The sequence below is a fragment of the Filimonas zeae genome (assembly GCF_014641615.1).
GTDB lineage: Bacteria > Bacteroidota > Bacteroidia > Chitinophagales > Chitinophagaceae > Filimonas > Filimonas zeae.
This window is the reverse complement of the sequence record NZ_BMIB01000003.1, coordinates 1,183,741-1,198,046: the sequence shown is the minus strand read 5'-3', so window position 1 is coordinate 1,198,046 and position 14,306 is coordinate 1,183,741. Positions and strand designations below refer to the sequence as shown.

Here is a 14,306-nt window from a genome sequence, read left to right as displayed (position 1 = left end):
CAGCCACACATGCCTGTAAAATATTCTTTTCTGCTGCCGGTGTTTACCGCACTGGCACCGCTTTGCAGCGCTCAAACAGCGCCGCAACTGCAAAAGGCGGTGCAGCAGACTGTACAAAAAGTAACCCCTGCGTGTGTAAAGCTGCAATGGTACGATACGCTTACCCACGAAGCCCGTGGCGTAGGCAGTGGCGTAATTGTTACCGCAGAAGGGCATATTCTTACTGCTGCCCATATTACCGACCCCGGCAAAACCTATAAGGTTACGTTTGCCAATGGTAGCGAAGCCATTGCCGTAGCGCTGGGTAAAATTGTGTTTCAGGATGATACGCGTTTGCCGGATGTGGCTATGATGAAAATGGTTACGCCTGGTACCTGGGCGTTTGCGCCTATGGGGCAGAGCGCTGCCCTGCATACGGGCGATCCGTGTGTAAGCATTGCCTGGCCGGAATCGTTAAACCAGCCGAAACCCATGGTGCGTTTTGGAAGGGTGCTGGAAACGGCAACTGAACTGGGGTTTATCAGAACTTCTGCCATTATGGAGCCGGGCGATAGTGGAGGCCCGTTGTTTGATTGCGAGGGTAATGTAATAGGGTTGCATACTGCTATATTGCCTGCGGAAGACTGGAATATGGAAATTCCGGTAAACTGGTACCGGAAATACTGGCAGGCACTGCAAACCGGGGAGTACTTCCGGGAGTGGCCAGCCACCGTTTCTGATACTACTTACAAAGGTGGTAAGGCTACCACCACCTGGGCCAGCCAGCAGCAGGTGGCAAGCCAGGCACATGCTATCTGGGGCATTACCGGTGGCTACTGCCATAATATTACCAGTACTATTGATACCGCCACACGCAGTGTGTATGGCATGTTGCTGAAGATAAAAGGCAAGTCTTATATAATAAGCAAAAGCTCCATGGTAGCGGATAAGCCGGTATTGCAATACAACCGGAAATCGGTGTTGCTGAATGTAATAAAACGCGACCGGGAGAATGATCTGGTGTTGCTGCAATGCAATGCTGTTTTGCCGGGCGGTTACCCTCTTTCATCTGCCGTAGCGGCTAACGATTCCATAGCTGTTGCTGATATGGGCGGCTTTTTAGTTTCTCCACGCACAGATTCCCAAGTGGTAATCAGCGTTACAGGTAGCCAGGCAGTATCTATGCCTAAACAATGGAGTACCGGATACTTTGGTGCTTCTGTTGCCTACCGTAAAGGGCCTGTTACGGTTACACTGGTACGTGGTGGCTCACCTGCTGCTGCAATGAACCTGCAAAAAGGTGATGAAGTAAAGCGTATAAACGGATTAACGCTGGACAGTGCAGCCGCTTATGGCGAACAGATGAGCCGCTACTGGCCAGGTGATACACTTACAGTGGATTATCTGCGTGCAGGAAAAGAATACTCCGGTAAAGCGGTATTAACAGAACGTCCTGTTTTTGCAGCCACTCACCCGGTAGATATGTTTCCGGGTGGTAAAAGCAGCCGCAGGGATGGTTTTAAGCAGGTGTTTATGCACGATGCCATTCTTACCCCCGAACAATGTGGCGGGCCGGTGTATGATATGGGAGGCCACTTCAGAGGGCTGAACATTGCCCGTTATGGCAGAACATCGGTATTTGCCTTACCAGCAGTATTGGTAAATCAGTTTGTTCAGGAAGCGCTTCGCTAAAGCCAGAACCCTGCACATTGTGAAACCGGGGTACAACCGATAAAAGTATAGCACGTGTTCGGTGTAGGTTCGGTACCGGTTCGTACATAAAGCGTTCAAATTACCAATAGCATACAAAAAAGAAACCCCGGCAACGCACTCGCCGGGGTTCTTTTATTAAAGCTGACAGGGATATTCTATTGCAGGGTAAAAGCTACTTTACTTTTTACGTCTGCGGAAGAAGCACCAATTACAGCTTCAAACTCGCCAGCTTCTGCCACCCAGTCGTGTTTGGCAGTATCAAAGAAGCTTAAAGCATTTTTGCCAATGGTAAAGCGTACTGTTTTTTCTTCACCGGGCTCCAGGCTTATTTTTTCAAAGCCTTTTAATTCTTTAACCGGGCGCGGTACAGACGATTTAACATCGCTTATGTACAGCTGTACGGTTTCTGCGCCAGCGCGTTTGCCGGTATTTTTAACGGTAACAGCAAAACTGATGCTGTCGGCCGCAGTTATTGATTTTTTATCAGCCGTTACTTTGCCGTACTGGAAAGTGGTATAGCTTAAGCCGTATCCAAAAGCAAACAGGGGTTTAATCTGCTGCTTTTCGTGCCAGCGGTAGCCGGTAAAAATACCTTCGTTATAAGTCTCTTCTTTCGTACCAGGAAATTCGCCTTTGGCGTGTGCTGCCACATCTTCCAATTTAACAGGGAAGGAGAAAGGCAGTTTGCCGGATGGGTTAACATCACCGGTTAACACGGCTGCCAGTGCATTGCCGGTTTCGGTGCCCAAAAACCAGCCTTGTACAATACCCGCTACTTCGTTAGCCCAGGGCATTGCTACGGCGTTGCCGGATATATTTACTACCACCAGGTTTTTGTTTACTTTGGCCAGTTCGCGTATTACGGTATCTTGTCCGTAAGGCAGGCCCAGACTTTTGCGGTCGTTTCCTTCGCTATCCTGAAAATCGCTTTTGTTTAAGCCGCCTATAAAAATTACTACGTCTGCATTTTTTGCTACGGTGCGGGCTTCCTCCAGCAATTCGGCTTTAGAACGTTTTTCTGCCAGGTTCTGCCCGGTAACCACACCGTTGTAGTTGCCACTGGCATCGCCTACGTAACCGCGGGCAAATACTATCTCTGCCTGTGTGCCTATTCTCTTCTTCAGGCCATCCAGCGGACTTACTTCATATCTGGCTTTAAGAGATGAGCTGCCACCGCCTACTGTCATCATTTTCAATGCATTCTCACCAATAACCGCTATTTTTTTAACGCTACCTACCTGCAAAGGCAGTACGTTGTTTTTGTTTTGTAATAGTACAATACCTTCTGTAGCAATGCGGCGGCCTGCCAGTGCATGCGCTTCTGTGCCAAAGCTGCCGAAAGGTCTGTTTTTATTCATGGTAGTAAGAAAAGACAGGCGCAGAATGCGGCTTACTTTCTCATCCAGCTCTTTGGTGCCAACTTCGCCGGTTTGAATCAGGTGCTGGTAGGGCTTAGCCAGGTAGTACGCATCGTAAGCGTTGCTTTTACCCCAGCTTAAACCGTTTGTCCACGAGCCAAATTCCATATCCAGTCCATTAAAAATAGCCTGTCTGGTATCGTGTACACCACCCCAGTCACTTACTACCACGCCTTCAAACCCCCATTCTTTACGCAGAATATCGTTCAGCAGGTATTGGTTATGGCAGCAATGCTCCCCTTTGTATTTGTTATAAGAGCCCATGATGGCCCAGGCCTGTCCTTCCTGTACAGCGGCCTTAAAGGCAGGCAGATAAATTTCGTATAAGGTGCGGTCATCTACATTCACATTTACACCGTGGCGCTCGGTTTCCTGGTTGTTAAGCGCAAAGTGCTTAACGCAGGCGGCTACACCGTTGCTTTGTACACCTTTAATATAAGGCACCACCATTTTACCGGCCAGGAAGGGATCTTCACCCATGTATTCAAAATTGCGGCCGTTTAAAGGCGTGCGGTACATGTTTACACCAGGGCCCAGTAATATGTTTTTGTTACGGTAACGGGCTTCCTCACCAATGCTGGTACCGTACAGCAGGGCCATATCCTTGTTCCAGGTGGCTGCCAGGCAGGTAAGGGCGGGAAAGGCAATACAGCTGTCGTTTGTCCAGCCGGCTTGCGACCATTCATCCCACAACACCTCGGGGCGTATGCCGTGGGGGCCATCAGTTGTCCAGTTTTCCGGTATTCCCAGGCGGGGTACGCCGGGCGAACTGAACTTAGATTGTGCATGAATCATGGCTATTTTTTCTTCCAGCGTCATGCGGGAGAGGGCGTCAGCTACTCTTTTGGTAATAGGCTGACTGTCGTCGAGATACACGGGAACATCCGTTTTTTGCTGGGCGTAGGCGCCTGGCATCGCAATAGCGAGCAGGGCGGCAAGCGTACTTTTTCTGCTGAACATATTCCGTAATTCTATTAAGTGGCAGTAAAGCTAGCTTGCTGTGTGGCTGGATGTTTTAATTGGGAGTAGAAAGTAGTAGGTTGGGTGTTTAGGTGATTGAAAAATAATGTGTTACGATTTGTAAGGCCGTCAAAAAAGTAGTGAAGCTGTAGTGTTATCAGGCCGTTTTTTCGCCCGAAATACCCGCTTTCATCACTTGTTTTTCAAATTCATCCCGCGGTACGGCAGCTTTGTTACGGGCTTTGGTGCGGTAGTTATAAATGGTGCTAACGGAGTAGCGGAGAAAGTCGGCTATTTTATTGCTATCCGTAATGCCCAGGCGTATCAAGGCAAAAATGCGCAGTTCGGTATTCAGCAGTTCACCGGGTTTCAGCGTTACCTGTTCTTCGGGTAACAGCAGGCTGTTAAAGTGGCGCACAAAATCAGGATACAGGTGCAGAAATATATGATCAAAATGCCGGTACAACTCCTCCAGCTCCGTATCCACCAGGGTGGTACTGCGCAGCATTTCAAATAATTCATCCATTTTTTTGCCGGTAGCCTTCTGGTTTAACGTTTTACGGTAAGTCTCCAGTTTGCTGATGTAGGCAGAGCACAGATCGAAAAAGCGGGCAATGTATTCTTCTTTAATATGATTGGCCTCAGACAGCTGACTGTTTCTTTCCTGCAACTGGGCATTTTTCTGAATAATGTCTTTGTTCAGTAAAGCCAGCTGTTTGCTGCCGGCGTCAATTTCCTCTTTCAGCCGCTGCATTTTTTTCATTTGCCGGTATACATATACTACCGCTGCCAGCAAAAAGAACGACAGAAGGCTTATGGCCAGCAGGTACTGCTGCAGTTGTTGGCGCCTCAGCGTTTCCCTTTCCTGGTAGGCGGTACTTACCACGGTTAAAAACTCAGCCATTTGCCTGCTGCGGAACTGCACCCTGGCAAACAAGGCATCTTCAATTGCGCTGCGGGTGTAGCGGTAGGCGCGGTCAACATCGCCCGTGGCATAGCAGAGCAGGGCCAGGTTTAACAGAGAGGCATGGTCTTTTACGGCAGCCCGGGTGTCAGACAGGGCAGAGAGGGCATAATAATATATCTGTGCAGCTGTATCCCGCCGTTGCCGGTACATACTACCCAACAGGTAAGGCACCATGGGGTGGTACCAGTCGTTCTGTGGTAAGGTATGTAACAACCGGCGTAGTACTGTTTCGGCCCCGGCGGTTTTTCCGCTGTAAATATCCTGTTCTGCTTTCAGCACCTTCCAGGCAGTGCCGGAAGTATCCAGCACCTGAATCAGCGAGTCGCGGTACAGGTGTATCTGCCGCGCGTAAGCATCTGTATAGCCGTTGGTGGCATAGTGCTCGTAAAAACGCATCCAGGCTTCGTAATATTCTGCATATAGATAGGCAGGAAGGTCTTTTTTCTGTATCCCGTTCAGTAACTGTTCCGATTCCCGGTATTTGCCCAGCGAGGAATACAGAATGGCCAGCCGCAGGTGTGCTGATTGTTGTTCAGGCTTGTTATGTGTAGCCTCTGCCAGTTGCAGGCTTTGTTTTACATAGTAAATGGCAGAATCCAGATTGTATTTTGAAAAATTGAGGTACAGCAGTTGCAGCCGGTTAAAGCCGGTGTCAACAGCAGCGTCCCGGATATGGGCAATGCGGCTTTCCCGGTTGTGAATGTATGCTGCTTTGTTGCGGATGGCTTCATCCAGTTCGTGTAAAATGCTGTCACGGCCGGCATCGGCGTACAGGTTACCAGCCTGAAGCGTAAACAGAAGCACCAGCAAACAAGTTTTCAATCCGTTAATTTTCAGCATGGCGGCAAAGATAGAATTACGGGTTATTCCGGCAATACTGACGACGATTAAACAGGAGGGTGATGCCCGTCATTTTACAGGCCCTGAAACTGATGTTAGTTTGCTGTATGAAAGTTAGCAGCATCAACATCAGACATTGGAACAGTGCTTACAGCGATTGGACACGCGCTTTACGTTTTTACAAGGAAGAAACGGTTATTCTGCGGCACCGTTTGCAGGATATTGCTTCTAAAAACACATGGCAGGATATATTGTCGCAAGTAGAACATTTTGAAAATCAGTTTGTGCTGCATACTGAAGCTATTGAAAAACTGCTGCACAACATCCGCCAGAATGTAGTGGCCATTGGCAAAGAAGCGGAGAATTATGTGGGCTTTATCGACAACAAACTATCTGCACAACTTAGTAAACTGGAAGATCAGTACATAACCGAAGAACGTTTATGGCTGGAACTCCGGCAATCATTTCACCGTTTCTGCGCCGAATGGATGTAAAAACGGGAACAGCCTGATGCACCTGTGGGCAACGATTTCGTTGCCCTTTTTTTGGCGTACCGGTCGCTGATCACCGGTTGCAGAACGTGTTCCCGCTAATAAATTCGGTATCGGGTTATTGTCAATGTGCCTGCAAGTGTGCGTCAAACGCTTCTTTCATCACGTTAAACTCTGTCTGTAGTTTTTCCATGTCTTTTTCCAGTGTATAAAAACGTGTATGCCAGTGTGGGTGCCTCAGCGCCTGCACCGGCGTTTTAATTTCCTGCCACAGATCGGTAATGTCGTGTCGCAGCAGTTCCATCAGCTGATCTTTAAACAAAAAGCGCTGATGAAAATATTCTGCCGTTTCCAGGAACGATTTACTGATGTCCTGCTGCAGATAATGGGTTAACCGGCTTTTGAGCAGATTGTTCTCCTGCCTGAGCATATCCAATACTGCCTGCCATTTTCTGATGGCCCCTGTTGCTTCTTCTGTAGGTGTGTGTTGTTGTGTCATATGGAGAAACCCAAAATAACAGCCATTCCCGCCGGATAAAGCTGACCGGCATCAGCCGGTAGCCTGATTCTTGTCAACCTGCTCATATTCCCTTATTTTTAAATCTATTATCAACTGCAATGCCGTATGCGTACAATTACCTTAGCCCGTAAACCATGGTTCCCTGTTTTTAGCATGATGTTCCTTTTATGCCCCGCAGGGGAGGGCAAAGCGCAGTCAACCGCCGGCATTACCCCCATACCAGATACCTCGTATACAAACTACAGTGCCTATATAAAAACCCGCAAGGGTAACCCGGAAATAGTGCCGGTACCCGAACTGAAAAGCAGGGCGGTGAAGGAAAAAAGAGAAGTTACCTATGCCACCACTGGCAGCCGGGTGCTGAAACTGGATGTGTTTTACCCGGCAAAAAAGGCAAAGCAACCCCGCACAGCGGTAATTATTATACATGGCGGTGGCTGGCGCAGTGGCAACCGTACCCAGCACCACCCGCTGGCACAGCACCTGGCTGCACTGGGGTATGTTTGTTTTACGCCGGAATACCGGCTTAGTACCGAGGCTTTGTTTCCCGCAGCTGTGTACGATGTTAAAGCAGCCATCCGCTGGGTAAGAAAGCAGGCAGCGGATTACCGTATTGATACCAGCCGCATTTCCATTATGGGCTTTTCTGCCGGGGGCGAGCTGGCAGCTTTTGCAGGTACTACTGCCGGAGATACGGCTTATGAAGGCAACGGTGGAAATGCAGCAGTCTCTTCCCGTGTAAATGCTATTATTAGCCTGGATGGTACCTTGTCCTTTGTACATCCGGAAAGCGGAGAGGGGGATGATAGCAAAAAGCCTTCCGCAGCCACTTACTGGTTTGGCTATACTAAAAAGGAAAATCCGGAGTTGTGGAAACAAGCTTCGCCGCTTACCCATGCGGGTAAAACCACACCGCCTACACTGTTTATTAACAGCGGGGTAGATCGTATGCACGCCGGCAGAAACGATTATATCAGCATTCTTAACCAGTATGGTACCTATACCGAGGTACATACGTTTGAAAAATCGCCCCACGGCTTTCCATTGTTTCATCCCTGGTTTGAGCCCATGGTAACTTATATAGATGGCTTTTTGCAAAAGGTGTTTCCGGTGCATTAATCTGTTAAGGGGTTACCTGTGCGTTTATCCAGTCTGCCAATGCATGGTTGCCTGCTGTTTGCGCATGGTCTGCCGCAGTATTGCCGTACAGGTCTTTCATCTGCATGTCTGCACCCGCATCCAGCAACAGCTGTATTTTGTTCATACAATCTTCCAATACCCCGGCGCGGCTAAATAAGCCGCTTTGTGCAAGTAACATCAGCGGGGTTTCACCGCTTGTGCTGGCAGCGTTTACATTCAGTCCCAATTGTATACAATAGCTTACCAATGGCAGCGGCTGCAAAATTACGCTGTGCAGCAAAGAGTGTTTTCGTATGCCTTTCTGATGCATATCCAGCCCCAGCGAAAGCAGGTAGCGCAAATCTTCCACTTCTCTAACGCCGTGCAGGCAGGTTTCTCCATAATCACTTTTTACATCTGTATCTGCCCCATACTCAATTAACATCCGCAGGGCTTCTCCGCGGGCATGAAAAATGGGTGTTGAACCTTCATAAGTTTCCCGTACGTTGGGGTTAGCCCCGTGCGTAAGCAGCAACTGTAAAATGGGTAGCTGCTGCCCGCCCGGATGATACAATACGTAAAAAACAATCGGGTTACCCATTTCGTCCTGCATGTTGGGGTTGGCACCTGCTTCCAGCAGTGCCTGTACTTCGGAGGTTGCGTTATAAACGATGGTGTTCCATAGATTTTTTGCATTTCTATGGTGTGCTGCATTTTTTAATACCCTGAGCATAAGTTGTACGGAATAAAATATAAATGCAATAATAAGCTTGTTAATCAATGAGATATTACTCTGAACAAAATGAACAGGAGGCTCATGGCATCGATTGCGTAATACGCTGTTGCACTATAATAGATATTTTATATTTTTCGGGAACAAACGCATTTTCATGCAAACGATTGTCACCCAGGAAGATTGCTTGTTGTACTGCTTTTGATTGTTATGCTTTACTGTCTTGCCTGGCTACCTGAATAGAAATTCACAACAAAACCAATTCGATATGAGAAATGCTATGCCATTGCTGAAGTGCATAATGCTTTCACAACTCCTGCTTTTTGCTGTAGTACACAGGGCCCATGCCCAAAACACCAGAGTAACAGGAACCGTAAAAGACGATAAGGGAACTTTGCTGAGCGGGGTAACCGTGCGGGTTAAAAACGGTAACGGCGTTACGGCCACCAACGGTAGCGGAGCTTACACCCTGGCGGTGCCCGATGTAAACAGTACGCTGTTATTCACCTTTATAGGCTACGATACGCTGGAGCAGCCGCTGAACGGCCGCAGGCAGCTGGATGTTAGCCTGGTACCTTCAGACAGGTCGCTGGAGCAGGTAATTGTGGTAGGGTACGGTTCTGTTCGCAAACGCGATCTTACCGGCTCCGTAATTTCTGTAAAAACAGAAGATATTACCAAAGTGGCCTCTGCCAGCCCTATGGAAGCCTTACAGGGTAAGGTTTCGGGGGTAGATGTGGTACGTACCAGCGGCGGCGCGGGTGCCAATGTAAGGGTAACTGTAAGGGGCAACCGTTCTATTGCAGCAGGTAATAACCCGCTTTATATAGTAGATGGTATACAGTACGCCAACTTTGAAGATATTAACCCCGGCGATATTGCTTCCATGGAGTTTTTAAAAGATGCGGCTTCTACAGCCATTTATGGTTCCCGCGGTGCCAACGGGGTTATAATTATCACCACCCGCAAAGGGGCATCCGGTAAAGTAAGGGTAAACGGAAGCGCGTATTATGGTATAAGCAGCCTGGCCGGTTATCCTAAACCTATGACGGGAACGCAATACGCCGATTTAAAAAGACAGGCTTACCGTACCATTGGTACCTGGAATTCTGTGGCAGATGATAATAAGGTATTTACCAGTGCTGCCGACCTGGAAGCGGTACAAAAAGGTGCGTCGTATTACTGGCCGGATTTACTGGTTGATAAGGGGTCGCAACAAAACTACAGTGTAGGCCTGGCAGCGGGAACAGATAAAACCAAAGTATTCCTTTCGTTTGGTTTTTTCCGCGAAAAAGGTATTTATTATAACGATTATTCCAATCGTTATAACGTGCGCCTGAATGTAGATCAAAGCCTGGCTAAAAACTTTACCGTAGGCTTACAAAGCCAGCTGGCTTATTACGATCAGAACCTGCGTGATGATGGTATATTAAACGTGGGCAACAAAATTATTCCTTACTTCAATCCTTATAACGCAGATGGCAGCCTGGCCCGGTTTCCCGGTAATGGCAACCAGGTAAACCCACTACTCAGTAATGAAGACGGTGCCTTTATTAATCAGAACAATATTACCCGCCTGCTGTCTGTTGCGTATGCTGAGTGGAAGCCGGTTACCGGTCTTAGCCTGCGCTCTAACCTGGGTATTACTACCGCCAGTACCCGTAATGGCAGGTTTGAAAATGCCAATACCCTTAGCCGGGCGTTATCCACCGGTTCTTCTGCTTCTATTACCAACAGTTCCGGTGTAAACGTGCTTTGGGAAAACATTCTTACTTATCAAAAGCAGTTTGGCGAACATAGTTTAACGGCTACCGGTGTAACCAGCTACCAGTCTAACAAACTGGATCAGTCCACCGCTTCCGCCACCGGGCAGTTACTGGCCAATCAGTTGTGGTATGCTTTACAAAACAACCCTGCCAACGTAAAAAACAGCAGCAGTTATGTAGGGCAGCGCCTGATATCGGGTACGGCACGTATTAACTATAGCTACAAAGGCCGTTACCTGTTAACTGCTACCACACGGGCAGATGCTGCTTCTGTACTTTCTCCCCAAAACCGTTGGGCGTACTTTCCATCGGTAGCAGCGGGCTGGCGCATTTCTGATGAAAGCTTTATGAGCACACAGCATGTAATTACCGAACTGAAGCTGAGAGCCAGTTACGGCCTGGCAGGCAATGCGGCTGTAAATCCATACCAAACGCAAAGCGCGCTGATGCTGATACCTTTTGCTTTTAACGATATAACCACACTGGCTTACGGTTTACACCCCACTATCGGAAATACAGATCTGAAATGGGAACTGACCAATTCTGCTAACATAGGTATCGACTTTGGTTTGTGGAAAGACCGGTTAACGGGAAGTCTGGAAGCGTACGATTCCAGAACACGCGATCTGTTGCTGTATATGCAACTGCCCGGTTCTACCGGCGCACAGCGTACACTGGCTAACGTGGGCAAAACCAGTAACAAGGGTTTAGAAGCGCAGATACGGTCGGTTAACATTCAGTCTAACCTGTTTCAGTGGAGCACGCAGGTTACTTTTCAAACCAATAAGGAACGAATTGAGTTTCTGCCCGGTAATACCAACGATATAGCCAACCGCTGGTTTATCGGCCACCCGGTAAACTCGTTTTATGATTACGAGAAAACCGGCATCTGGCAAACCAAAGATGCAGCGCAGGCAGCAACCTATGGGTATAAGCCAGGCGAAATTCGTGTGGCAGACCTGTTGGCAGATGGTAAAATTACCATTGCTGACCGGCGTGTGCTGGGCTCTGCCGTGCCTAAGTATACTATTGGCCTGAATAACGATTTTAAAATAGGTGATTTTGATATTAACATATTTGTGTTTGCACGGCGCGGACAAATGTTTGTATCGCAGTATGCATTGAAGTTTGAACCCAATGGTATTGAAAACGGTGCAGTGGTAGATTACTGGACGCCTGAAAACCCTACCAACGAGTATCCAAGGCCTAATGTAAACATCAGCCGTTCCTCTATGCCATTTGCCACCACACTGGGATATAAAGATGGTTCGTTTGTTAAAATAAGAAATGCCACCATTGGCTACACATTGCCTGCCGGGCTTACCAAAAGAATGCACCTGGGGCGTGTACGGGTGTATGTTAGCGGCCGCAACTTCCTTACTGTTTCTAAAGTTAAAAATTACGATCCGGAAGGGGAGGGCTCGTTCGACAGGCCTCTTACCAAATTATTCCTCGGCGGTATCAACATCGATCTGTAAACACCTTTCTTAATTATTGTTATGAAAAAGAATCCATTCATATATATCGCAGTTTTAGTAAGCTGTTTTACAGTTTGCTCTTGTAATAAAAAGCTGGAAGAATACAACCCCAGCGGCCTTACTGCCAATACGGTGTATACCAAAGCAGTGGGTTTTGAAACGCTGGTAAATGCCGCGTACACCTATAACCGCAGCTGGTATGGTAAAGAAGAAGGTTACCAGGTTTCTGAAATGGGTACCGATATATGGACAAGCGGCACGGGCGATGTGTATACGCAACTTACACAGTACAACAACCTGCAGGCAGATGCTGCGCCTTTGTTATGGTTATGGAATAATATGTATGCCGGCGTTAACCTTTGCAATACCGGTTTGTTTTACCTGCCGCAGGTGACCGACCTGGCAGATGCGCAGAAAAAAATAAGGGAAGCGGAATTGCGCTTTTTGCGTGCTTTTTATTACTGGCATATTGTAGAGCATTGGGGCAGTGTGCATTTTGCCACCGAGCCTACTTTTACTGCCAGCACTATTGCCAACCGTACACCGGTTGAAACCTTTTACAAACAAATACTGGAAGATCTGGCTTTTGCTGTAACCAACCTGCCACCCACTACTACCGATTATGGAAGGGCAACCGTACCGGTGGCAAAAGCCTTTCTGGCCAGAATTTATCTTACCCGTGGCATGAACCAGGAAGCCTTTACTATGGCAGATGATGTAATTAAAAATTACGGATACACACTGGTACCGCGTTATGTGGATTTATGGAATATGGGCAACCTGAAAAATAAGGAAGTAATATGGGCAGTGGATTACTCCACCAACCTCTCTAACAATGATATTGCCATTCCGGATATCTTTCCTACCGGGCATACCAGAGGCTCTAATAACGGGCACCTGATGTTTCTGATGGTGTACGATCAGGTAAATACCCAGGCGCTTACAAGAGATATACCTAACGGTCGCCCTTTTAACCGGTATATGCCTACCAAAGCTTATCTTAACCTGTTTAACCAGACTATAGATTCGCGTTTTGCCGGTTCTTTCCAAACGGTATGGTATGCCAATAAAACAGGGGGCGTTTTTAAAGTAGGAGATACGGTGGCTTATTGCCCCAATGGCATTATTCCCCCTGCGCAAAAGAACCCTAAAACGTACCTGTACGATCTGGATAGTGTATACCTGCCCACCGGTATTCCCCGCCAGCGTAAGTTTTACGCTTCTCTTTCCAAGTTTAAAGATTCTACGCGTACCAGTGTACCGGAAGCACAAAGTGCAAGAGATGTATTCCTTATCCGACTGGCTGAAATGTATCTGATTGCAGCGGAGGCAAAACTGAAACAGAACGATGCTGCTACTGCCGCCACTTACATTAATGTGGTACGCACCAGAGCCGCTTTACCCGGCCAAACCGCTGCCATGCAAATAGGCGCTGCACAGGTAACGCTGGATTTTATACTGGATGAAAGAGCGCGTGAACTGGGAGGGGAACAACTGCGTTGGTTTGATTTAAAGCGTACCAATCAGCTACAGGCACGTATACAGGCTATGAACCCCGATGCTAAGCAGTATTTTCAACCTTATCATACTGTGCGGCCTATACCACAATCGCAGATTGATGCGGTAACTAATAAAGCAGAGTTTACCCAAAATGACGGGTATAACTAACCATAAGTTGTAAAAGAGAAGCCATCTCTCTGCTGTTACAGGCACAGGAGATGGCTTTTTTATTTTTACAGCTACATGGAAAGTGTTTATTGCTGGCTGAAAATCTGATCCAGATTTTCCATTGCAGAAGCAAAGCCTTCCTGAAAGCCCATTTCCACAATGGCTTTAAGCCCCTCTTCGGTTGCAAAAGAAACTTCTATTACTACTTTAGTACCGGCTGCTTCGCCATAAAAGGTGTTTGTCCAGTGCATAGCCGGTATTATATCATTGGTAACGCCGTTTTCATCACTAAACAGGGCAATGCTGTCAAAGCTTTTTCCCGGAACAATGTTTTTAAACTCCACCTTGCACCAGTTTTTATCGCCTTCCGGGCCTGCCATAGCATACAGCCAGGTGCCGCCGTTTACAAACTCCAGTGTTTTTGTTTGTGCCTGGTAAGGTTTGGGTGCCCACCACTGGTCTAACAGTTCCTTTTCTGTCCATGCGCGCCAAACCTGTTCTGGCGTTGCGTTAAAATACCGGGTAACGGTCAGCTTTTTACCAAAGGCATCTTTTTCAATGTTCAGCTTGTTCATCGTTATACTGATTTGGTTTCGTAATAGCATTACTGCAACTATCCGGTTGCGAATATAAAAGAAACCGTTTGGTTGCAAA

General features: G+C 47.6%; 10 protein-coding genes. 5 read left to right on the top strand and 5 right to left on the bottom strand.

What is annotated here, in order from left to right; genetic code table 11:
• Nucleotides 1–9 precede the first annotated feature (9 nt).
• Entirely contained in the window at nt 10–1,671 is a 1,662-nt protein-coding gene (locus IEY13_RS17900) for a trypsin-like peptidase domain-containing protein (RefSeq protein ID WP_188954617.1), read from the top strand.
• A 176-nt stretch (nt 1,672–1,847) separates the two neighbouring features.
• On the opposite strand, the gene IEY13_RS17895 is transcribed toward IEY13_RS17900, so the two are convergent.
• Together IEY13_RS17895 and susR are read right to left on the bottom strand one after the other, a co-directional pair.
• Nucleotides 1,848–4,070 carry a glycoside hydrolase family 3 C-terminal domain-containing protein gene (locus tag IEY13_RS17895; protein ID WP_188954615.1) on the bottom strand — a complete coding sequence of 741 codons (2,223 nt, stop codon included), beginning with the start codon at nt 4,068–4,070 and terminating at the stop codon, nt 1,848–1,850.
• 157 nt (nt 4,071–4,227) lie between these two features.
• Nucleotides 4,228–5,859: a SusR family glycan utilization regulator gene (gene susR / locus IEY13_RS17890; protein ID WP_188954613.1), complete on the bottom strand. Its 1,632-nt coding sequence runs from the start codon at nt 5,857–5,859 to the stop codon at nt 4,228–4,230.
• A 125-nt stretch (nt 5,860–5,984) separates the two neighbouring features.
• On the opposite strand from susR, the gene IEY13_RS17885 reads away from it, so the two are divergent.
• On the top strand, nt 5,985–6,371 hold the full coding sequence (locus IEY13_RS17885; protein WP_188954611.1) for a hypothetical protein: 387 nt from the start codon (nt 5,985–5,987) through the stop codon (nt 6,369–6,371).
• 121 nt (nt 6,372–6,492) lie between these two features.
• Here IEY13_RS17885 and IEY13_RS17880 read toward each other — a convergent pair whose 3' ends face one another.
• The gene (locus IEY13_RS17880) at nt 6,493–6,867 is read right to left on the bottom strand and encodes a hypothetical protein (protein ID WP_188954610.1); all 375 of its coding nucleotides are present in this window, start codon (nt 6,865–6,867) and stop codon (nt 6,493–6,495) included.
• 126 nt (nt 6,868–6,993) lie between these two features.
• Here IEY13_RS17880 and IEY13_RS17875 point away from each other — a divergent pair, with 126 nt between their 5' ends.
• Complete coding sequence (locus tag IEY13_RS17875) at nt 6,994–8,007, top strand: alpha/beta hydrolase (RefSeq protein WP_188954608.1); 1,014 nt, start codon at nt 6,994–6,996, stop codon at nt 8,005–8,007.
• 4 nt (nt 8,008–8,011) lie between these two features.
• Here the strand turns inward: IEY13_RS17875 and IEY13_RS17870 are convergent, their stop codons facing one another.
• A complete protein-coding gene (locus IEY13_RS17870; RefSeq protein WP_188954606.1) occupies nt 8,012–8,740 on the bottom strand; it encodes an ankyrin repeat domain-containing protein in 729 nt (242 codons plus the stop codon).
• Nucleotides 8,741–9,008: 268 nt separating this feature from the next.
• On the opposite strand from IEY13_RS17870, the gene IEY13_RS17865 reads away from it, so the two are divergent.
• Both IEY13_RS17865 and IEY13_RS17860 read left to right on the top strand, forming a co-directional pair.
• Nucleotides 9,009–11,984 carry a SusC/RagA family TonB-linked outer membrane protein gene (locus IEY13_RS17865; RefSeq protein WP_188954604.1) on the top strand — a complete coding sequence of 992 codons (2,976 nt, stop codon included), beginning with the start codon at nt 9,009–9,011 and terminating at the stop codon, nt 11,982–11,984.
• Between the two features lie 21 nt (nt 11,985–12,005).
• Entirely contained in the window at nt 12,006–13,652 is a 1,647-nt protein-coding gene (locus tag IEY13_RS17860) for a RagB/SusD family nutrient uptake outer membrane protein (protein WP_188954602.1), read from the top strand.
• 86 nt (nt 13,653–13,738) lie between these two features.
• Here the strand turns inward: IEY13_RS17860 and IEY13_RS17855 are convergent, their stop codons facing one another.
• Entirely contained in the window at nt 13,739–14,227 is a 489-nt protein-coding gene (locus tag IEY13_RS17855; RefSeq protein WP_188954600.1) for an SRPBCC family protein, read from the bottom strand.
• Nucleotides 14,228–14,306 lie beyond the last annotated feature (79 nt).

Coding starts and splice junctions, on each gene's coding strand:
- IEY13_RS17895 (WP_188954615.1), bottom strand. CDS start 4,070: ATGTTCAGCAGAAAAAGTACGCTTGCCGCCCTGCTCGCTATTGCGATG.
- IEY13_RS17900 (WP_188954617.1), top strand. CDS start 10: ATGCCTGTAAAATATTCTTTTCTGCTGCCGGTGTTTACCGCACTGGCA.
- IEY13_RS17865 (WP_188954604.1), top strand. CDS start 9,009: ATGAGAAATGCTATGCCATTGCTGAAGTGCATAATGCTTTCACAACTC.
- IEY13_RS17875 (WP_188954608.1), top strand. CDS start 6,994: ATGCGTACAATTACCTTAGCCCGTAAACCATGGTTCCCTGTTTTTAGC.
- IEY13_RS17860 (WP_188954602.1), top strand. CDS start 12,006: ATGAAAAAGAATCCATTCATATATATCGCAGTTTTAGTAAGCTGTTTT.
- IEY13_RS17855 (WP_188954600.1), bottom strand. CDS start 14,227: ATGAACAAGCTGAACATTGAAAAAGATGCCTTTGGTAAAAAGCTGACC.
- IEY13_RS17885 (WP_188954611.1), top strand. CDS start 5,985: ATGAAAGTTAGCAGCATCAACATCAGACATTGGAACAGTGCTTACAGC.
- IEY13_RS17880 (WP_188954610.1), bottom strand. CDS start 6,867: ATGACACAACAACACACACCTACAGAAGAAGCAACAGGGGCCATCAGA.
- IEY13_RS17870 (WP_188954606.1), bottom strand. CDS start 8,740: ATGCTCAGGGTATTAAAAAATGCAGCACACCATAGAAATGCAAAAAAT.